16 protein-coding genes are annotated in these 21,772 nt (G+C 29.3%); 13 read left to right on the top strand and 3 right to left on the bottom strand.

Annotation, left to right across the window (positions count from 1 at the left end):
* The first annotated feature begins 203 nt into the window (after window positions 1-203).
* The 9 genes from P161_RS0113275 (at window position 204) to P161_RS0113235 (ending at window position 9,637) form a co-directional block, all read left to right on the top strand.
* Window positions 204-410 carry a helix-turn-helix domain-containing protein gene (locus P161_RS0113275; protein WP_026777423.1) on the top strand — a complete coding sequence of 69 codons (207 nt, stop codon included), beginning with the start codon at window positions 204-206 and terminating at the stop codon, window positions 408-410.
* A gap of 1 nt (window position 411) precedes the next feature.
* Window positions 412-2,457: a site-specific DNA-methyltransferase gene (locus P161_RS0113270; protein ID WP_026777422.1), complete on the top strand. Its 2,046-nt coding sequence runs from the start codon at window positions 412-414 to the stop codon at window positions 2,455-2,457.
* A 1-nt stretch (window position 2,458) separates the two neighbouring features.
* Window positions 2,459-3,424, top strand: a complete 966-nt coding sequence (rhuM, locus tag P161_RS0113265) for a RhuM family protein (protein ID WP_036841481.1) — start codon at window positions 2,459-2,461, stop codon at window positions 3,422-3,424.
* Between the two features lie 2 nt (window positions 3,425-3,426).
* The gene (locus P161_RS0113260; RefSeq protein ID WP_026777420.1) at window positions 3,427-6,333 is read left to right on the top strand and encodes a type III restriction-modification system endonuclease; all 2,907 of its coding nucleotides are present in this window, start codon (window positions 3,427-3,429) and stop codon (window positions 6,331-6,333) included.
* 72 nt (window positions 6,334-6,405) lie between these two features.
* Window positions 6,406-6,630, top strand: a complete 225-nt coding sequence (locus tag P161_RS0113255; RefSeq protein WP_026777419.1) for a hypothetical protein — start codon at window positions 6,406-6,408, stop codon at window positions 6,628-6,630.
* 83 nt (window positions 6,631-6,713) lie between these two features.
* Window positions 6,714-7,769: a hypothetical protein gene (locus tag P161_RS19155; RefSeq protein WP_026777418.1), complete on the top strand. Its 1,056-nt coding sequence runs from the start codon at window positions 6,714-6,716 to the stop codon at window positions 7,767-7,769.
* Window positions 7,770-7,930: 161 nt separating this feature from the next.
* Window positions 7,931-8,611, top strand: coding sequence for a lipopolysaccharide assembly protein LapB (locus P161_RS0113245; RefSeq protein ID WP_026777417.1), 681 nt, complete (start codon window positions 7,931-7,933; stop codon window positions 8,609-8,611).
* A 63-nt stretch (window positions 8,612-8,674) separates the two neighbouring features.
* Window positions 8,675-9,139 carry a DUF962 domain-containing protein gene (locus P161_RS0113240; protein ID WP_026777416.1) on the top strand — a complete coding sequence of 155 codons (465 nt, stop codon included), beginning with the start codon at window positions 8,675-8,677 and terminating at the stop codon, window positions 9,137-9,139.
* A gap of 159 nt (window positions 9,140-9,298) precedes the next feature.
* Complete coding sequence (locus tag P161_RS0113235) at window positions 9,299-9,637, top strand: tRNA-binding protein (RefSeq protein ID WP_026777415.1); 339 nt, start codon at window positions 9,299-9,301, stop codon at window positions 9,635-9,637.
* 51 nt (window positions 9,638-9,688) lie between these two features.
* Here P161_RS0113235 and P161_RS19385 read toward each other — a convergent pair whose 3' ends face one another.
* The 3 genes from P161_RS19385 to P161_RS0113220 form a co-directional block, all read right to left on the bottom strand.
* Window positions 9,689-9,847, bottom strand: a complete 159-nt coding sequence (locus tag P161_RS19385) for a YqaE/Pmp3 family membrane protein (protein WP_081817044.1) — start codon at window positions 9,845-9,847, stop codon at window positions 9,689-9,691.
* 173 nt (window positions 9,848-10,020) lie between these two features.
* Window positions 10,021-12,510: a M14 family zinc carboxypeptidase gene (locus P161_RS0113225; protein ID WP_026777414.1), complete on the bottom strand. Its 2,490-nt coding sequence runs from the start codon at window positions 12,508-12,510 to the stop codon at window positions 10,021-10,023.
* A 169-nt stretch (window positions 12,511-12,679) separates the two neighbouring features.
* The gene (locus tag P161_RS0113220) at window positions 12,680-13,108 is read right to left on the bottom strand and encodes a peptidylprolyl isomerase (protein WP_026777413.1); all 429 of its coding nucleotides are present in this window, start codon (window positions 13,106-13,108) and stop codon (window positions 12,680-12,682) included.
* Between the two features lie 534 nt (window positions 13,109-13,642).
* On the opposite strand from P161_RS0113220, the gene P161_RS0113210 reads away from it, so the two are divergent.
* The 4 genes from P161_RS0113210 (at window position 13,643) to P161_RS0113195 (ending at window position 21,589) form a co-directional block, all read left to right on the top strand.
* Window positions 13,643-16,216, top strand: coding sequence for a chondroitinase-B domain-containing protein (locus tag P161_RS0113210; protein ID WP_231494746.1), 2,574 nt, complete (start codon window positions 13,643-13,645; stop codon window positions 16,214-16,216).
* Window positions 16,217-16,546: 330 nt separating this feature from the next.
* A complete protein-coding gene (locus P161_RS19150; RefSeq protein ID WP_051605755.1) occupies window positions 16,547-17,599 on the top strand; it encodes a T9SS type A sorting domain-containing protein in 1,053 nt (350 codons plus the stop codon).
* 410 nt (window positions 17,600-18,009) lie between these two features.
* The gene (locus P161_RS0113200) at window positions 18,010-18,540 is read left to right on the top strand and encodes an RNA polymerase sigma factor (RefSeq protein WP_026777411.1); all 531 of its coding nucleotides are present in this window, start codon (window positions 18,010-18,012) and stop codon (window positions 18,538-18,540) included.
* Window positions 18,541-18,652: 112 nt separating this feature from the next.
* Window positions 18,653-21,589, top strand: a complete 2,937-nt coding sequence (locus P161_RS0113195) for an FAD-binding and (Fe-S)-binding domain-containing protein (protein ID WP_026777410.1) — start codon at window positions 18,653-18,655, stop codon at window positions 21,587-21,589.
* Window positions 21,590-21,772: the final 183 nt, after the last annotated feature.

Below are 21,772 nucleotides of genomic sequence, written 5' to 3'. Positions count from 1 at the left end.
TAGGAAATTTTTGTTTTGTGTATCTAATCTTCTTAAAATTGAAGTAATTTATTTTTTTTATCAGAATGATTTTGAAATAGTTACAAAATACTTTTTTTAATTCTGTTTGTTTTTATAATTACTATTGATAATACAATGAATATTTTAATTACAAGACAATCATTTTTACTATCTTTCTGCCCAAATCATAAAAAAGGTTTAACATGAACCGAATAAAAGAAGTTTTAAAAGAAAAAGGAATTAGCCAAAAGTGGCTTGCAGAAAAAATGGACAAAAGTTACCCAACCATTAATGAATACGCAAGAAACATAAGACAACCAAGTATACAAGACTTGTACAAAATAGCTGAAATACTCCAAATAAATGCAAAAGACTTGTTAATAGATAGCCAAAACAATACTGGGAAATAAAATGAGCACAACACAAAAAGTAACAGGCAACATACAACCACCAAATAAAGATGTAGAAATTCTAAAACAAAATTTCCCAAACTGTTTTGATAAAAATGGCGATTTTGATTTTGATAAATTTAAAACCCAACTTTCTGCAAACGAAATAAACTTTTCTACAGAAAGTTATGGAATGGATTGGCTGGGTAAAAGTTATGCGCGTTTATTGGCTACAGACGAAACCAATACTCTTTTAAAAGAAGATGAAGCTTTTAACCAAAAAGAAGCAAACGCAACCTCTGAAAACCTACTCATAAAAGGCGATAATTTAGAAGTGCTAAAGCATTTAAGCAATGCCTATTATGAGAAAATTAAAATGATTTACATAGATCCACCTTATAATACAGGTAGTGATGGTTTTGTATATGAAGATGATAGAAAATTTGATGTGCCAACCTTAATGGAACTTTCTGGAGTAAGTGAAGAACGTGCCAAACGAATTTTAAGTTTTACACAAAGTAAAAGCAACTCTCATTCTGCTTGGCTAACCTTTATGTATCCTCGTTTATATATTGCGAAACATCTTTTAAAAGAAGATGGTGTTATTTTTATTTCTATTGATGATAATGAAGTTGCGCAATTGCGTTTGTTGATGGATGAGATTTTTGGTGAAGAGAATTTTTTAGGTCAAATTAGTAGGTTAACTGGTACACCAACAGGTCAAGGCACTAATGGTTTAGTTTCCGAGTTTGATTATATTTTAGTGTATTCTAAAAGTTCTAAAATGGAATTCTATGGCTTACCTTTTAATGAGAAGGATAAGAATATATATAATCAAGAGGACTCAAAAGGAAAATATTTAACACGTCCTTTAAGGAAAACAGGTGGTGAGGACAGAAGAGGAGATAGACCAAGTATGTATTTTTCTCTTGCCTCTCCTGATGGAGAAGAAATATTACCTATTGGACCCACTGGTTATGAAAGCAGATGGAGGTGTTCTAAATCTAAATATGAAGAATTTAAATTAAATAATTTGATTGAATGGAAAAAAACTAAATCAAAGACTGAACTTAAAGAAACTTGGAAACCATACTTAAAATTTTATTTAGAAGGTAGATTGAAACAAGCTTCAAATTTATGGAAGGATATTGATGGTAATAAAAAAGCATCCGTAGATTTAAAAAACTTATTGAATGGAAAATACTTCGATTTTCCTAAACCTGTTGAATTACTTCAAAAGTGTATTGAAATTTCAATAGGAAAAGAAAATTCTATAATCCTCGATTTCTTTGCAGGTTCAGGAACCACAGGCGATGCTGTAATGCAGTTAAATGCAGAAGGTAATGGAAAGCGTAAATTTATTTTAGTACAATTGCCAGAAATCATCGACCCAAAAAGCAATAAAACAGCTTACGATTTTGTAAAAAATGACTTAAAAGTAGAAATACCTACTATTTTTGACATCACTAAAGAACGTTTACTTCGTGCATCAAAAAAAATAAAAGAAGAAACCTTAAAAATTAAGATTTTAGAAAAACAAAAAGAGATAAAAGATTTAGAAGGTCAATTAAATATTGATCAAAAAGATGAAAAAATAAAAGAAATTGAAGTTCAAATAAAAGAACTTCAGAAGCAAGATGTAGGTTTCAAAATATTTGAAACAATGCCAATTTGGGACGATTATAATTTTGAAGCAGAAGAGTTGGATGCAAAACAAATGCAACTTTTTGATGAAAGTAAATTAACCAAAGAAGATATAAAAGCCTTATTAATTACTTGGAAAACGAATGATACAGTACCACTTACAGAAAACTTTATAGAAGTAGATTTAAATGGTTACACAGCCAATTATGTAAGCAACAAACTGTATTTAATGGATAAAGGTTTTAAAACTGATACTTTGAAAACATTGTTAGAAAAAATTGACAGCGATACCAATTTTAACCCAACCACCATTATTGCATTTGGGTATCATTTTGAAAGTAAAAACTTACGTGAAATTAGCGAAAACGTAAAAAGTTTTGCCAATAAAAAAAGTATTGATATCGATTTTATAACACGTTATTAATATGGAAAAGGAGTTAAAGATATATCAAGCAGAAAATGGAGCTATCGCTTTAAAGTTAGATTCAGAAAACGAAACTATCTGGGGAACAAGAATGCAAATGGGTGAAATTTTTGGAGTTAATCCGCAGGCAATTTCAAAGCATTTACAAAACATTTATAAAGAAGGAGAGCTACAAAAAAATGCAACTAGTTCCAAAATGGAACTAGTTCAAGATGAATCTGGAAGAAAGGTAAAAAGGCAAGTAGATTTTTATAATTTAGACGCAATTATATCTGTTGGCTATCGTATTAATTCAAAACAAGGAACTAATTTTCGTATTTGGGCTACCCAAACATTAAAACAACATATTACCAAAGGCTACACAATCAACCAAAAAATATTAGAAAAAAACAAACAGCAATTCTTACACACGTTAGAAGATTTAAAAATTTTAACTCAAAATACTAAAAATTTAGAAACGAAAGATGTGCTGTCTTTAATACAATCTTTTTCGAGTACTTTTTTTAATTTAGAAAATTTTGATAAAAATAACTTCCCAAAAAGTAATGAAATAGTAGAAATATTTACCTCTGCAAAAGAGCTAGAAGACGACTTAAAAACCTTGAAAAAAGAATTATTACAAAAAGGAGAAGCAACAGATTTGTTTGCTCAAGAAAAAAAACAAGGAAGTTTAAAAGGAATTTATGGAACTGTTTTTCAATCTGTATTTGGGCAAGATGCCTACCCAACTACTGAAGATAAAGCAGCACATTTACTCTATTTTATAGTAAAAAATCATCCTTTTAACGATGGCAATAAACGCAGTGGAGCATTTGCATTTATTTGGCTTTTACACAAAGCTAATTATAATTTTACACACAAAATATCACCAGAAACCTTAACAACACTTACCCTATTAATTGCAACTTCTTTACCAGAAGAAAAAGACAAAATGATAGGATTAGTTTTGCTTTTACTTAAAGATTAGTTATGAAAGGATTTAATTTTGAGAAAAATCTAGAACATCAAACCCAAGCAGTAGAAAGTACGGTTGCTGTTTTTAGAGATTTAGAAAAACACGCAGTATCAAAAATTGATCAGCATTTTATAAACCCTACATATAATAATATAACAAGGCAAGGAAACGTATTTGATAATAATTATTTGCCTTATGGACAATTCAGAAAAAACATTGCAGCAAAGCAAAAAAACAATGATATAGAAGAAAGTGTAAAGACTAAAAGCAACATCATAGATATTATGATGGAAACAGGCACAGGAAAAACGTATACGTATACTAAAACTATTTTTGAACTCAATAAAAATTACGGTCTTTTTAAATTTATTGTTATTGTACCTACACTTTCAATAAAAGCAGGAACTGTAGATTTTTTAAAAAGCGATAGTGCAAGAGCACATTTTAAAGAACAATATGGTAAAACTATTAAATTACATATTGTAGAAAGTAAAAAAGGGGGTAAAAATAAAAAATCTTTTATGCCACCTGCTGTAAATAGTTTTGTAAACGCAGGTGTTTACGAAAAAAACAGCATTCAAGTTCTTGTTATCAATGCAGGTATGATAAATTCGCCAACAATGGAGCAATCTTTTGATAAAGGCATATTTGATAAACACACAGTTCCTTTTAAAGCAATTTCGGCAGTTAGTCCTTTTTTAATTATTGATGAACCACACAAATTTTCACAATCGAACAAAACTTGGGAGAATATTCAAAAAATGAAACCACAATTTGTATTGCGTTATGGAGCAACCTTTAAGGAATATGAAAATTTAATTTATACATTAACTGCTGTTGATTCTTTCAACAGAAATTTAGTAAAAGGTGTTATTGGGCATATTACAGAATTTGAAAGTGGTAAAAACGCTGTTGTAAAATTAAATAATACAGATGGCAAAGAGGCTACTCTTGAATTGTTAGAAGATAAAAGTAAAAAAACCTTTAAACTTACTAAAAAAGAAAGTTTGCAACGTGTACATTTTGCAATGGAAGATTTGTATGTAGAAAGCTTAAACAAAAGCAAAGTTGTGTTATCTAATGGAATAGAATTAGCTAAAGGAGATAAATTAAATCCTTATTCTTATGCAGAAAAACTGCAAGAAATAATGATTAAAAAAGCTATAAAAAGTCATTTTAAAACTGAAAAGGAATTATTAACTAGAAGCGTAAAAATAAAACCAATTACCCTTTTTTTTATTGATAATATAGAAGAATACAGAAATGAAGATGGTTATTTAAGAAAAAATATAGAAAATTTAATAAAAGCTGAAGTAGAAACCTTACTGAAAACAGAAAAGAATACCTTTTATAAAGCGTATCTCGAAAAAACATTAGAAGACATAAGCGTTACACATGCAGGTTATTTTTCTAAAGATAATTCAGAAAAAGATGAAGCTATTGAAAAAGAAATAAACGAAATTTTGCACGACAAACAAGCAATGCTTTCTTTAGAAAATCCAAGACGTTTTATTTTTAGTAAATGGACTTTAAGAGAAGGTTGGGACAATCCTAATGTTTTTCAAATTTGTAAATTAAGAAGTAGTGGTAGCGATATTTCTAAATTACAAGAAGTTGGTAGAGGTTTAAGACTACCTGTAAATGAATATGGAAACCGAGTAAAAGACGAACAGTTTTACCTAAACTATTTTGTAGATTTTACAGAAAGTGATTTTGTAGATAAATTAGTGAATGAAATTAATGAGAAATCAGGAGCAATTTCTATAGAAGATATTCCAGACAAATTGCATCCTAAAATGATTCAACAAATTGTAGAAAAATATAATATCGATGAAGAGCAATTATTAGAAAAATTAGATGATGCTGGTCTTATTAAAAGAAATAACGATTTTAAAGAAGGTGGTTTTGATTTTATCAAACAAAACTATCCAAAAATATTTGAAGGTATTGGCTCTAATAAAATTAGAAAAGCTACAGATGTAAAAAAGCAAGTTAGTATACGAACAGAAAAATACAGCGAATTAAAAGAGCTTTGGGAAAAACTAAACGAAAAGGTAATTTTAGAATACAAGTTCGAAAAAGAAGACAAGTTCAAAACGCTGTTTGTAAATTTTTTAAATGAACAAAATAGTAATTTTACCATTGAAGGCATCAAAGAAAGAACAGCACAGATAACAATAACTGATAAAATTGCAGGAGTTAAAGAAGAACAAGAAATTTATGGAAATGAAATAACACCTATTTCTACAATGAAATACAGTAGTTTCTTAAAGGAATTAGCAAAAACAGTAAACATCAACATAAAAACGTTACACAATTCATTTATAGAGGCAAATATTGATATCAACAAATTTTTAAATATTGCTACAGTTCGTATTATAAAGCAAAAATTCGAAAATTATTTAATGTTTAATGCCATAGATAAATTTGGCATTGAATATCAAAAAGTGAGTAATGAAATTCATCCCACTAAATTTACACATCCAGATGGAACTGTAAAGAAAGAAATTTCTGCTTCTGATGTTGGTGTATTATATTCCGATAATAAAGTTGCTGAAAATTATTTATTAGACGAATTATTTTACGATTCTGAACTAGAAAAACAGAATATTGAACAAAATTTGAAGGAAGTAGTAGTTTTCTCTAAAATTCCAAAAAACTCAATTAAGATTCCAGTAGCTGGTGGAAAAAGTTACTCACCAGATTTTGCGTATGTTTTAAACTATGAAGATAATTCGAAAAAGTTATATTTTGTTGTAGAAACAAAAAACACAAATGAAGAAAGTTTGAGAAATGAAGAAAAACAGAAAATAAGACACGCAGAAAAGTTCTTTGGAGATACAATTAAGATTAAGTTTAGAAAACAATTTAGCAACAAAAAAATAGAAGATTTAATACGAGAGATTATCGTTGAAAAGTAAACCAAAGTTTTCTTTAAAATTAAATGACAACGCAATTAATTTTAATAAATCTCACAAACCAAAACCAAAACCATGCACATAAACCTACTTTCCTGCACTTCTCAAAGACCCAATAAAAGAGCGATTGCCAATTGTATTGCTGAAATTTCTGTAAATGTTAGTGATTCTTTAGCAAATGAATTCACCGAAATTTTGTTAGAAGGTGATGTTGTAGACATCGAACTAAATGATAAAAGTAAAGGTTCTGGTTTAAGAGCTTTGCGTAAATTAGATATTGATTATGAAATTGTGGAGTAGTTTTATGAATTAGTTTAAAACAAATTTAATTCTACAAACAATTTTTTATTGTTTACTTTACAAAAGTAAAAATCACAAAGTACATGATTAACTTCTTCCGAAAAATCCGTAAAAAAAACTTGACTGATAACAAATTTAGCAAATATGTTTTGTACGCTATTGGCGAAATTGTTTTGGTTGTAATTGGTATTGTAATTGCCTTACAAATTAACAATTGGAATGAAAATACAAAGTCTTTTAACAAAACTGAATTGTTGTTAAAACAGGTTCAAAAAGAAATGGCTGTCAATATTAAAAATGCAAATACGGTTATTGATTTTTATAGAGAGATAAATCCTGATTTTTACAAAATCATTAATAAAAAAGTAACTGAAGAAGATTATAGAAAACAACCTAACTTAACTTTTATTTTGCAAAGAGTAGAAACTGTAGACATTGCCAATGATGCTTTTGTAAATCTTTTAAATAACAAAGGTGAGCTTTCTGAGGCACAAGATTCTATTATTTTCAAATTAGATAACCTTTACAAAAAGGTTAAAAAAGAAGTAGATATTTTAGATGAAAAAGTACTTTCAGATTTATTTAAATTTATAGAAGAATTATCTGCAACAAAAGCGTGGTATGGTAAATTTTCAAATACTTATGATATTAATGATGAAGTTATTGAATACTTTTTAAACGATCCTTTTTACTATAATAAAGTTATAAATTTCGATTTGATCAGTATTAATAATCATTTAAGAAAAGTGATTGAATTTAGAAATGCAAGTTTGCATCTTTATGATGAATTATCAGATTATTTAGAAATGGATACAGACGAATCTTTCACTAAAAATAATGATTCAATAGCACATTATTTAGGTTCTTACAACTTAGAAAATCAAAAAAATTACATATTTACCATTGAAAACAACCAAAATTTACGCTATTTAAATTATACACTTAAAAATAGCAATGATTCTACTTTTTTTAGAACTTCAAAAGTGTATTTTGATACGAAAAAAAATTTTATAGCTGGTTTTAGTTTTGGGCGTTTCCTATTTAATGAGGAAGATGAAGTTGAAGCATTTTTCTTAGAGGTTGGTGAAATTCGCCAAAAATTTATTAAAATTGATAATGATGCTCTTCAATTAAAATAAAGAAAAGATTAATTTATAATCGGATTTTTTTTGCATTTAATATTGATTTTGCAATTGCTGTTTCTTCACTTAATTTGATGTAATTAAAACTTGTTTGATTTTTTTGTAACAAAACCACTAAATTTCACGTCTAAATTATAGAATCTTTTAATAAACCAAACATGAAAAAAATAAGCTATCTTTTAATTTTATCGATAATTGTAAGCAGTTGCACTTCTCAAAAAAATACAGACGAATTTATCAATGCAACTTCTGGGCGTTATTTATTTAACGCAAATGAGGTGTTAGAAATTTATTTTGATGACGCTGAAATGCACGCAAAATGGAGAGGAAATGACGATATTGAACTCTTAAAAGTTAGCGATAGCTCTTTTTACATGAAAGAACTCAATGAAAAAATGATTTTTGTAAGCAACCCTAAAATGCACATTGAACTCGCTCCAAAAACAGAACATGATGGTATTTTGTATCATTTTGATAAAATGAAAAAAGGCGAAAAAACCCCAGATGAATATTTTAAAGCCAAAGAATATGAAAAAGCCTTGACTGGTTATTTACATATTCAACAAAAAGATTCTTTGAATGCCAATATTAGAGAGTACAGTTTAAATAGATTAGGGTATACTTATTTAAAAAATAAAGAAGAAGAAAAAGCCATAGAAATTTTTAAAATAAATATAGCTTTATATCCAAAAAGTTCAAATGTGTACGACTCCATGGCTGATGCTTATTTAGCCAAAAAAGATACTACAAATGCTGTAATGTATTATAAAAAAGCATTAGCTATAAATCCTGAAAATAGAAATGCAAAAAACGCTTACCAAAAATTAACAACTGAATAAATTAGTTTTAAATTTTATATTTCTTTTTATAAATTACTATCTTTAAATCTCAATTTAAAGAACATGAAAAACGCACAAGAATATTTTGATGAGTATGCTTTAAGTCATCAAAATGAAACCAACCAAGCCATCCATTATATTTGTGTTCCGCTTATTTTTTTTAGTGTTATTGGCTTGTTGATGTGCATTCCAACTTCTTTTTTAAGAGATACTTTTGGTTTGTACAATCCGTTGTTAGAAAATTGGGCTGCAGTTGTTGGTTTACTTATTTCCTTCTTTTATTTAAAATTAGGTTTCTGGTATTTTGTAGAAATGCTTTTTGTGATGCTACTTTGTATCATTCTTAATTTTTGGATTGGTAACAATTTTAATTTACTCTATGTTTCCATTACCATTTTTGTGTTGGGGTGGATTGGTCAGTTTTATGGTCATAAAGTAGAAGGTGCAAAACCATCGTTCTTAAAAGATTTAGAGTTTTTATTGATTGGTCCACTTTGGGTAATTCAGAAAGTTGGGAAGAGGAAATAGTGTAATTGTGTAATTGTGTAATTGTGTAATTGTTGATAATAAGAAACGTAATTTATTACATAAATAATAACAGTTTAAATATCGAATGTCAGGCTGAGCTTGTCGAAGTCTTTATATTCTTTTTATGAAACCTAAATCACACCTTAAAAATCAATAGCAATGAAACCAACAATAACCTTCGAAGATTTTTTAAAAGTTGATATCAAAATTGGAACTATTATTGAAGTAAACGATTTTCCAAAAGCTAGAAAACCAGCCTATCAACTTAAAATAGATTTTGGTGTTTTAGGTGTAAAAAAATCGAGTGCTCAAATAACGGATTTGTATTCTAAAGAAGATTTACATAAAAAACAAGTTGCAGCTATTATCAACTTTAAACCAAGACAAATTGCCAATTTTATGAGCGAATGTTTGGTGTTAGGTATTTATAATACTGATGGAGATGTTGTTTTATTGCAAGCTAGTAAAGGAATTAAAAATGGTGAGCAGGTTAGTTAGAAACTGTAAGTTAGAAGTTTAAAAAAAGTAAACTTCACAAAGACGATTTCATTAATTTTTGGGATTATTCAAAATTACCAAAGCTCCAATAATACCTGGAATCCAACCACAAAGTGTTAATAAAAAAATAATTACAAAAGAACCACAACCTTTATCAATCACAGCAAGTGGTGGAAAAAAGATGGCAAAAAATACTCTAAAAATGCTCATTTAAATGTTGGTTAGTTATCAATAAGACGTTTTACTCTTGATTTTGTTACAGCAAAAACGCCACAAATTCAACAATATAAAAGACCTCACAGGTTTTGAAAACCTGTGAGGTCTGAAATTGCTAAAACTTACAGACTGCCAACTGCTTACTGATAAACTGCTAACTGAATTTCCTACATCTTGTCTCCAAAGAAAATAGTATTCATTAACAACTTATTCGTTCCGAACCAAAAAGCTCTAAAATTTGTATTGTCTGTAAAAACAATCACTCTACCTCTTCCAAAACGCTGCGCTTTAAAAGGAACTGTATTTGGTATTACTTTTGCATTTTCTTTTGATATGTAACCACTTAATAATGGATTTGAAGTATATTGAATTGGGTTGTTATAACTGTTTTTATCAGCAGTAATAAACATAGTTGAATTTCTAAATAAAGCTAATTTATCATTCTTATAACCGAAGTTTACTGGATGAGATCTGTCTAAATTTGCTTCAAAAATTGCGCCTCCAATAACTTGCGCTCCAGATTGTAAAGAACGGTTTTCAAAAGAAACATTTTTAACGGAATCTCTTTTTTGACTCTCAAAATTTAAATTGATCATTTTGTTGCTTGCCAACCATCTAGCTGTATTTTTATACCCTACAATAATTCCACCATTTTGAACCCACGTTTTTAATTTTTCTACAGCTGCTTTCTCTAATCCACTACTTGGAATTACAATATGCGTATATTTTGCAATGTCCATTCTATTAAAATCGCGCGTATCTAAACGTGTTAAATGCATGTCAAAACGTTGGTCAAACAAATGCCAAATTTCTCCTGAATCGTTTCCTGCAACTCCATCACCAACAATCATGGCTACTTTTGGTTTTGTAATTGCTTCAAAATTATTGGAACCTAAATCAATTCCGTCATTTAAACCTGTTGTAACACCTGCAATTTTAACATGACTTTCATCTGCAACTTTATTTAAGAATTGATACATTTCAGCTGCATTTAATTCTTGGTTTTGCACAGGAATAAAAATGGTTCCATACTCATAAGCATTTCCTCCATTTTTAAAGTTTTTCATTGATACTTTTGCACGCAATCCTTTTTGTAAAATAGCATTTAAAGCTTTGGGAGCATAAAATTCATTCCAAGGCATTAAATACCCATAATCACTTTTAAAAGAGACGTTACCTGCATTCATTTTTAAATCTGTGATTTCATTTCCTGCTTTAGAAATGGAAACATTTTCAGCAAAATCTACACCAAATGAATGATTAAAAGTCCATGCAGAAACATCGTAAAACAAACTATCTTGAAATTTAGTTTTTACTTGAAACATCGCTTTTACCAAACGTTGGTTTTTCTGATTCATAGGAACTATATAACTATAGCCTTTTTTAAAGGTTTTTCCGTTTTCAGTAAAATCTTCTTTTACTTCATGAATTTTAATGTGTTGCTTTTTCATTACTTCTGCCAAATGAAAGCTTTTAGCAGCATCTTTTTCATCACCAAAAACAATAGCTTTGTTGGTTCCTGAATTTCTAGATTCTTGATAAAAATCTTGCTGATATTGTAAGATTTTTACTCTCATATTTTTAGCAGCTTCTAAAGTAGATAAGGCTGCTGTAAATTGATTTCTAATCGTAAATGGAAATGTTAAAATTCCGTTTTCAGTTTCTTGTGCATGTCCTCTAGAACTTGCTTGTTCAAACAAAATACCAATACTTCCATTAATGTCTGGAAATGTAGAGCCTTTTCCATAATAAAAGTCATCAAAACTTTCTTCTGAATAATATAGAGAGCCAATTTTATCTAACGCTTTTGCATGATAGGTTGCAATTTCTTTGGTTAAATCTTGGTTCATTTGTGGTGTAGCAGGATTTGTTCTACTAGGAATTCCTGGTTGAAAAAAGAAGCTAGAATTGCTTCCCATTTCATGATGATCAGTTAAAATATTTGGCAACCATTTATGAAAACTCGCAATTCTTGCAGTACTTTCTGGCAATTGCACAGGCAACCAATCTCTATTCATATCAAATTGATAATGATTGGTTCTTCCTCTTGGCCAAATCTCTGAATATTCTCTATCATTAGGATCTGGATTGATATTTTTACTTCTGTTTGTATTTGCCCAATACGCAAAACGCTGTAAACCATCAGGATTAAAAGAAGGATCAAAAAGGATTACAGTATTGTTTAGCAAATCATCTATATTATCTGCTGCAGCTAAATAATAAGCAACTGCCAAAGCTGCATTAGATCCACTTGGCTCATTACCATGAATTGAAAATCCTTGGTACACAACTATTGGGTTTTTAGAAACATCAACTGAATTGCTATTGGTAGCTTCGATATGTTTTTCACGAATAGTCTCTAAATTTTTATGATTTTCTGGAGAAGTAATCGTCAATAATAACAAAGGTCTACCTTCATAGGTTTTGCCTCTATTTTCTATGGATATTCTATCTGATGAAGCTGCTAAAGCTTTCATGTATTCCACTAATTTATCGTGTGTAACATGCCACTCACCTACTTCATGTCCAATTACAGATGCTGGAGTTGGTATGTTTTGGTTGTAATTTGTGTTTGCTGGCAAATAATAAGATAAATCTGTTTTTTGAGCAGTAATTGAAACAGATATAAATAAGAAAAGTAACAGTAATTTTTTCATTATAAAGTTTGGTTTTTGTTTAATTCTCAAATATAGCAATTCAAAGAGTTTAAAGGTTAGTTTTTAACATTGCTTTATGAAATACAGTTCATTTCTTTTAAAAAGATACAAAAAAAAACCTGACAATTTTGAGTAAAACTGTCAGGCTATGTATAAAAAAATTAAAATTCTATTTAATTTCTAAAACTTCTAAATCAAAAACAAGGTCTTTACCTGCTAATGGATGATTCCCATCCACCACAATTGTTTCGTCTTTTACTTCTACAACCAATAAATTAATTTCTTGTCCATCTGGAGTTTTAGATACTAAACCCATCCCTACTTCTGGTGCCATATCTTGTGGTAATTGTGCTTTATTTACTTCTTGAATTAAGGCATCGTTTACATCTCCATAAGCATCATCTTTAGCAATAGTAATAGTTTTTTTCTCGTTCAATTTCATATCAATTAAACCTTTTTCAAAACCAGGAATTAACTTTCCTTGCCCTAAAGTAATTTCTAAAGGCTCTTTACCTTCAGAACTATCAAAAACTTGTCCATCAGCTAATTTTCCTGTGTAATTTACTTTTACTGTGTTGTTCTCTTTTACTTGACTCATACTAATATTTACTTTTTTTAGAAATGATATTTACATAATTTTTATGCAATAACTACTTCTGTTTAAAATTATAATTATTAAGACCGCTAAAACCAAGCCAAACAGCATTTATGAGAAAGCTAAATTTATTCTCTAAAAATATCAATAAACACAAATACTGATAGAAACTACTCATAGCAACAATAGCTGGCATTTTATAAAAATAATTGAAAAACCAGCTAATTAAAAAAAAGTTATTAATCTGTAAATATGTCAGTTAGTTTTCATCTTCTTTTTAACTAATATAATAACGAATATTTCATGTTTAAAAATTCATCAAAAATTAAAACACAAATACCTGACACTATACTAAAAAAGATTTGTTTTTATCTAAAAAAAAATACTACATTTGGTTAACCAGTTTGGGTAACCAATTATAAATCTATAAATTAAACAACTATGAAACTTAAAATTACAAAAAAAACGTTTTCTTTTTTGAAGGATTTTATTTTAAAATCATGCATTTTATTACTTGTTTTATCTAGTAATTACAAAATGTTATCCCAAGACAAAACCTATACGATTGATGACCCTGAGGATTTAAGAAATGTAATTTATCAACCAGGAGATTTAATTATACTAAAAAACGGAACGTATTCAACTGACGAACGAATGAGGTTTCTGGGATCTGGAACTGCCGAAAAACCTGTAACTTTTAGAGCAGAAACTCCTGGAGGTGTCGTTTTTACTGGTGGAGCTCGTTTAACAATTGGTGGCGAATCAGAAAATAGTGTAACAACAGCAACTGGAGAATATTTGGTGGTAGATGGCTTTCATTGGAAAGGTGGTTATGGAGCTAGTAACTTTATTGAATTTAGAAATGGAAATAACTATGCACATCATAGTACAATTCAAAATTGTGTTATTGATGGCTTACAAATCGAACCAAGTGATTTAGCTGAAGACATTATAGATAATTCAATTACAAAACATAGATGGATCGTTTTATACGGAACTTACAATTCCGTACTTAACTGTACTTTTATGAATAAAAAAAGTGCTGGTGCCTTAATCTTGGCAGAATACGCTTACAATGCATTTCCTGAAGTTGCAGATGGCGAACCAGAAATTAATACAAGCTGTAATTTAGTTGGTCATACAATCAGTAATAATTATTTCTACAATTTCGAAAAAATGGATGCTACTAAAAGTAATGCTGGAGATAGTGAAACCATTAGAATTGGAACAAGTGAATATCAAAACGTAAATAGTGGAGCACTTGTTCATAACAATTACTTTGTAAAAGCAGATGGAGAAAATGAAATTATCACCAATAAAAGTAAAAACAACACCTACACAAACAACACTTTTAGGCAGTCTAGAGGTTCTTTGGTTTTACGACATGGATCAAACGCATTAGTAGATGGAAATTACTTTTTAGGAGAAAATGTAGATGGAACAGGAGGCATTAGAATTACAGATAGCAATCATACCATCACCAATAATTATATTCAAGATTGTATTACTGTCTTTGATCAAGCCAAATGGAATAATGGCATCACCTTTATTGGTGGTTCTGACAATGCAGCTGTAGATTGTAATTCTACCAATGTTTCTAACGGATATCAAAAATCCGAAAACATCATAGTATCTAACAATTCCATTGTAAATACAAATGCTCCATTATTTTATAATACAGATAAAGGCTCTACAGATCCTACAGGAACAGTTTCTAACAATTTAATTTATTTTGCAGAAAACAATCCAAATATAACATCAGTTATTTCTGGAGATACAGAAACTTCGTACGCAAATCTTGGAACTGCTTTAACGTATAGTGGAAACGTATTTACTGGAACTACCTTGGGCAAAACAAATGCTGGCTTCTCTGAAGAAACAGGAATTACAGCAACTCCAAATGGAGAAATTTTTACATTCACAGGAACAGGTTCTGCAAATAAAGGTGCTAACTTAGGCAATAACTCACCTATTACAGATGCTATGGTTGGTTATGGAATTGGAGCTTGTTTTTTAGATAGTGCTGGAGCAAGTATAAATAATGGAAATTGTACTATTGCAGTAACAGAATCATTAACAGTTAGCAGTTTATCTTCACTTGCAGCAAGTGCTTCTAGCAACGATATTTTTGTAACAGCAAATGTGGGTTGGCAAGCTGTTGTAAATGATAATTGGATAAGTATTGATATAAATGCTGGTAATGGAAATGCAACAATATCATTATCTGTTACTAAAAACGAACAAACTACTAGCAGAACAGGTTCAGTAACATTTACACAAACAACAGGAAGTGACGCCATTGAAAGAACTTTAAATATTACGCAAGAAGGTGCAGATTTAACAGATTTATACCCACTTATAAATAATGTTGCAGGTGGTGGTCCTGTTTCAATTCATTCATTTTCTAAAGAACAAACAGAAGGTGGCAGAACCAATTTTGCAGTAAACACGTTAGATAAAGATCTTAATACGCAATGGACAGCAGATGATCAAGATGTTTTAGCTGGAGATTATAAAAGCGATGGCGAATTTATCATTTTCGACTTAAGCAAAGAGTATCAATTAGATTTAATTCAAATTGCTACAGACGATAAAGCTGATCCTTATGGATTTCAAATTTGGGTTTCTACAACAGGAACTGAAACAACAGATTTTACCAAAATTCTACCAACTTCTGGCGATTTACAAATTACAACCACTACAGGAACTAGAGAAGGTTTTGATCAATATCAAATAACAGCAAATGCGCGTTATGTAAAATTACTTTCTTTTGGACGCTTTAATGTTGATGGAAATTCCAGAAAAAGTCAATGGTCTAATATTACAGAAATAGAGTTCTTTGGAGAAGCAGCAGCTTTATCAACTACAAATTTCGATCTTGAAAATTTCACCATTTATCCAGTTCCTTCTCATACTATTCTAAAGTTAAAAAATTATGAAGATTTAAAAATTAAATCGATTAAAATATATAATGCAGTATCAGCATCAGTCATAGAAGTTAGGGACTATAAAGAAAATATTGATATTTCTAAATTGTCTAAAGGAATCTATTTCTTAAAAGCAGAATTAGACAATGGAAAAACAATCATTAAAAAAATAATTAAACTATAAAATAAACAAATGGCAAATTAGCTTTTCAATTTGATTTGCTAATTTGCCATTAATCATTACTTGTAAAATTTCATTTTTAAGATATCTTCTAAAGTTGCATTTTAAGTATTTACTTTATAATAGTCAAATCTGCGCATTTTTAAACTTCAAATATTCCTGATATATTTTCTATTTTAAAAGTAAATGCAACCAATTGTTTAGGTCATTTAAGTTTCTTCTATTAGTGAATATTAGTTTTAAATAATTTCAGAAACTTATAGCTAGAAGTACCATAATTTCATAAAAAATACGTTTAAAAAATTTGTCTTATATTTACTAAAAGTATTTTTAGTGAAATATAAACTTCTCGTTTTCATACTTTTAGTTTTTCAAATTAACGATATTAATAGTCAAACAAGTTATTTTGAAGACTTCAATACAGCTGGTTATCCTTCAGGACTTCCAGTAGATAGCTATTGGGCCTTTTATAATGAAATTGATCCAACACAAGACACTTGGGAAAAATTTATTCCTGGAGATGGTTTTGCGTATCTAAAAGTAGATGCTGACATTACCAATGATACTGATTTAATACATCCATATCAAACATTAATTTTTGGAGGTGTTGGAGAAAATCATCGCTTAGAAGTTAGAATGAAAGGAGCTGTTGTAGCTGGTGGTTTAGTCGCTTTTTTATTCACTTATACTCAAACAGGCTCAATTTTTAATGAAGTAGATATTGAAGTAGTAGCTCAGGATAGAGATGCAGCTCCTCATGATATAACAACTCCAAATGGTTGGACAGATGCACGGTTTAATAGTTGGAGAGATGCAGATGAAAATACGGCTCTTCCACATACAGGTTCTGCAAAAGCAGTAGTAAATGTAGATAATCAAAAAATCTCTTTAATGGATGATGAGTTTCATACCTACACCATAGAATGGAGATCAGATAGTGTAGATTTTTTTATAGATGGTGTATTACAAGATTCTTTTGATACAAATATTGCTAAAGGATGGTCAGAAGTGATTATTGGTTTTAGGAATTTACCTTGGGCAGGAAACTTTAATTGGACTGGTACCCATACTTTAGTAATCGATTATTTTAAAATTGAAAGCATAAAAGCAAAATCTGTTACTTTATCAAATAATTCTACTAACGATGCTACCATTCCTCAATTAACAATATATCCAAATCCCGCTAACGAGCTCATTCATGTTAAAACGGATGAACCTAATAAAATAGCTAATATCGAAATTATAAATACTATTGGTTCGTCAATACTAAAAATAAACGGATTTCAAAATCAGATACACATTTCTCAATTTTCTAATGGCATCTATTTTATAAAAACACATTTTAAAAATGGGGCTTCAACCATTCAAAAATTGATTAAAAAATAAAATTTACTACCATCAGCTAAGTTTACCAGTTTACATACATTATTTTTACATAATCATTGTTTTTAAAACATACTCTTTATATTAAATTTGAGTCAAATCCACACAATTTACAACTTTAAAAGTTCCTTTAAACTTTTCTTAATTCGAATATAACAAATACAATATCAACTTTTTATATCACAAACTAAACCTTTATCTAAAACTTCTTCATCTTATTTTTATCAAAATTATAAACACCAATTATTCTATTTTCAATCATTGAATTTTTCTTACATAGAAGATGGTCTATTTAGAATAATAGTTTTTGTAAGGATGAAACAAATTCTTATTAAGGTTAAAATCTAATTGCATTGAGCTCATTTTTTCGTCTAACATCAAAGTATCTTTGTTAAACAAATTAAAATGATTTTATGACAGACTTAGATGCACTAATAAAAAGATTTCAAAATAAAAATGAAACGGCTTTCGAAGAGTTACATACTATATATGCTGATAGTGTGTATGGAATTATTTTAAAAATTGTTAAAAATAAAGATGTTGCAAGCGAACTAACACAAGACGTTTTTTTAAAAATATGGAACAATGCTGCAAATTACTCGTCTAAAAAAGGTCGATTTTTTACATGGATTTTAAATATTGCTAGGAATTCTGCTATTGATTATACAAGATCTAAAGTTTCCAAAAAATCATTGAAAAACATAAGTTCAGAGAAATTTGCTAATAATTTTATGTCTCATACAGATTCAGATTCCACAACAAATACTATTGGTCTTAATAAAATTGTGGCTAATTTAGAACCTAAACTTAGAAATATTTTAAACCTTTTGTATTTTGAAGGTTTTACTCAAAAAGAAATTTCAGAAGAATACAATATTCCTTTAGGCACAATAAAAACTAGAAAAAGAAATGGCTTATCTCAATTAAAAGCAATATTCATTTAAATTAAACGTCAATTTTAGTAATTTGACAAAAATTTTAGAATTTAGCGAACAGTTTCTTTCATTGATTAATTTATTCAGATATTTGTAAATAAGATATTTTACACTTTTTTTGATGATAGCAATTTCAGTATTAGAAACTTTACACAATGCACTTTCTGGAGATGTTTTGTTCGATAATTTACACAAAACTTTATATGCTACAGATGCTTCTGTGTATAGAAAAATTCCTTTAGCAGTTGCATTTCCAAAAGATAACAAAGACATTAAAATCTTAATTGATTTTGCTACCAAAAACAACGTCACTTTAATACCAAGAACTGCTGGAACTTCACTTGCAGGACAATGTGTTGGAGATGGAATTGTAGTTGATGTTTCTAAACATTTTACCAATATTCTTTCTTTTGATGAAGAAGCAAAAACAATCACTCTACAACCAGGAATTGTAAGAGATTCTTTAAACACATTTTTAAAACCTTTTGGCCTATTTTTTGGACCAAACACCTCAACCTCTAACAGATGTATGATTGGTGGAATGGTTGGTAATAATTCTTCTGGAAGCACCTCTATAAAATACGGAGTTACCAGAGATAAAGTATTACAAATTGATGCTATTTTAAGCGATGGAAGCACAGCAATTTTCAAAGAAATAACTTCGGATGAATTTATTGAGAAAACCAAATTAGACTCTTTAGAAGGTAAAATTTATAAACGAATTTATACTGAATTATCATCAAAAGAAAATCAACAAGAAATAAAAAACGAATTCCCAAAACCAGCAATTCATAGAAGAAATACAGGGTATGCAGTTGATGAATTCTTAACTTCAGATTTATTTGGAGGCACAGAATCCATGATAAATGTTGCTAAATTTTTAACTGGAAGTGAAGGCACTTTGGCTTTTTCTACAGCAATTACATTGCAATTAGATGATTTACCTCCTACCGAAAGCATTATGGTTTGTACGCATTTTAAATCAATTAATGAAAGTTTAAAAGCGACTGTAATTGCCATGAATCACAGTTTGTATAATTGTGAACTGATGGATAAAACCATTTTAGATTGCACAAAAAACAACAGAGAATTAGCTAAAAACCGATTCTTTTTACAAGGAAATCCTGAAGCAGTTTTAATGTTAGAAGTTTCTGCAAACACTTTACCAGAAGCCGAACTTTTAGCAGATAAATTAATTGCAGATTTGGAACAAAATGACTTTGGGTATCATCATCCAAAAGTGTATGGAGCAGACATTGCCAAAGTGCATTATTTAAGAAAAGCAGGTTTGGGTGCTTTAGGAAATATGGTTGGAGACATGAAAGCTGTTGCTTGTATTGAAGATACTGCTGTTGCTTTAGAAGATTTACCAAATTACATTGAAGAGTTTACCCAAATCATGACAAAATATCAGCAAAATGCGGTGTATTATGCACATGCAGGAGCTGGAGAATTGCATTTACGTCCGATTTTGAATTTAAAGAAAAAGGAAGATGTTGTTTTATTTAGAAAAATTACGACAGAAACTGCTGAGTTAGTCAAAAAATACAAAGGTTCTTTTTCTGGTGAACATGGAGATGGAATTGTTAGAGCTGAATTTATTCCTTTAATGATTGGTGAACAAAATTATCAATTGTTAAGACGCATCAAAAAAGCTTTTGACCCAAATAATGTATTTAACAAAGGGAAAATTACAGATGCTTTTGCTATGGATACAAACTTGCGTTATGAAGTGGATAGAATTGAGCCAGCAATTGAAACCATTCAAGATTTTTCTGATAGTGAAGGAATTTTAAAACTAGCAGAAAAATGCAATGGTTCTGGAGACTGCAGAAAACCTGTAGAAGCTGGAGGAACTATGTGTCCAAGTTATAGAGCCACAAAAAATGAGAAAGATACAACTAGAGCAAGAGCCAATACCTTACGTGAATTTTTAACGAATTCAGAGGAAGCCAACAAGTTCAATCATAAAGAATTAAAAGAAGTTTTCGATTTATGTTTAAGTTGTAAAGCCTGTGCTTCTGAATGCCCAAGTAATGTGGATATTGCAACTATGAAAGCTGAGTTTTTATATCAATATCAAGAAACAAATGGCTATTCTTTTAGAAATAAAATGTTTGCCAACAATGCCAAATACAATAAGTTAGGAAGTAAATTTCCAGCGATTACAAACTTTTTTACGAATTCACTTTTGGCAAAAAAGGTTTTAGGAGTTGCTTTAGAACGTTCAGTACCTAAATTGGCTAATGAAACTTTAGAGAGTTGGTTGCAAAAACATAATGTCTCTTCGAGCCTTTCGTCTTCGCTCAAGATAAACTCTGTTGAGAAGTCTAAAAAAACTGTCTTTTTATTTAAGGACGAATTCACTAATTACTACGATTCAGCAATTGGAAAAGATGCTGTTTTTCTGTTAGAAAAATTAGGGTATGAAATCAAAAATATTGCGCATGATGAAAGTGGAAGAAGTCATATTTCTAAAGGATTTTTAAAAGAAGCCAAAGAAATTTGCAATAATAATATTGCCATTTTTAAAAATGTTATAACTGATGAAATCCCATTAATTGGAATTGAACCTTCTGCAATTTTAACGTTTAGAGACGAATATATTAGGTTAGCAGATGATAAAATATCCGCAGAAAAAATTGCAAAAAACACTTTTACATTTGAAGAATTTCTAGCGAAAGAAATCGAGAAAGAAAACATAGATATTTCTCTTTTTACATCCGCAAAAAAAGATATTAAGATTCATGGACATTGTCATCAAAAAGCTTTATCAGGAACACATGCTAGTTTTCAGGTTTTAAATATTCCTAAAAATTATTCTGTAACTATTATCAGTTCTGGTTGTTGTGGAATGGCTGGTTCTTTTGGGTATGAAAAAGAGCATTACAAAGTTTCTATGCAGGTTGGTGAAGACACACTTTTTCCAAAAGTAAGAAATTATAGTTCAGAAACCGAAATTGCTGCTGCAGGAACAAGCTGTAGACATCAAATTTTTGATGGCACAAAACGTATTGCAAAACATCCTATTACAATTTTGAGAGAAGCTTTAGTTTAGTAGGCAGCTGGCAGTTGTAGTTTGCAGTTGTAGTTGACAGTAAAATAATTGATTTTAATATTGATGATAATTCTAACATAAAAGATTTTAAATAATCTTAAAAATGAAAAATTAGATTTTTATGGTGAACTTCCTAAAGAAATTCAGAAACTTTTAAACGAAAGCAGAGAAGACATTAAAAAT

This window comes from Polaribacter sp. Hel_I_88 (assembly GCF_000687935.1).
In the GTDB taxonomy this organism is placed as follows: domain Bacteria; phylum Bacteroidota; class Bacteroidia; order Flavobacteriales; family Flavobacteriaceae; genus Polaribacter.
Note: the sequence above shows the minus strand (reverse complement) of the source record. Positions and strands in the feature narration are given on the sequence as shown.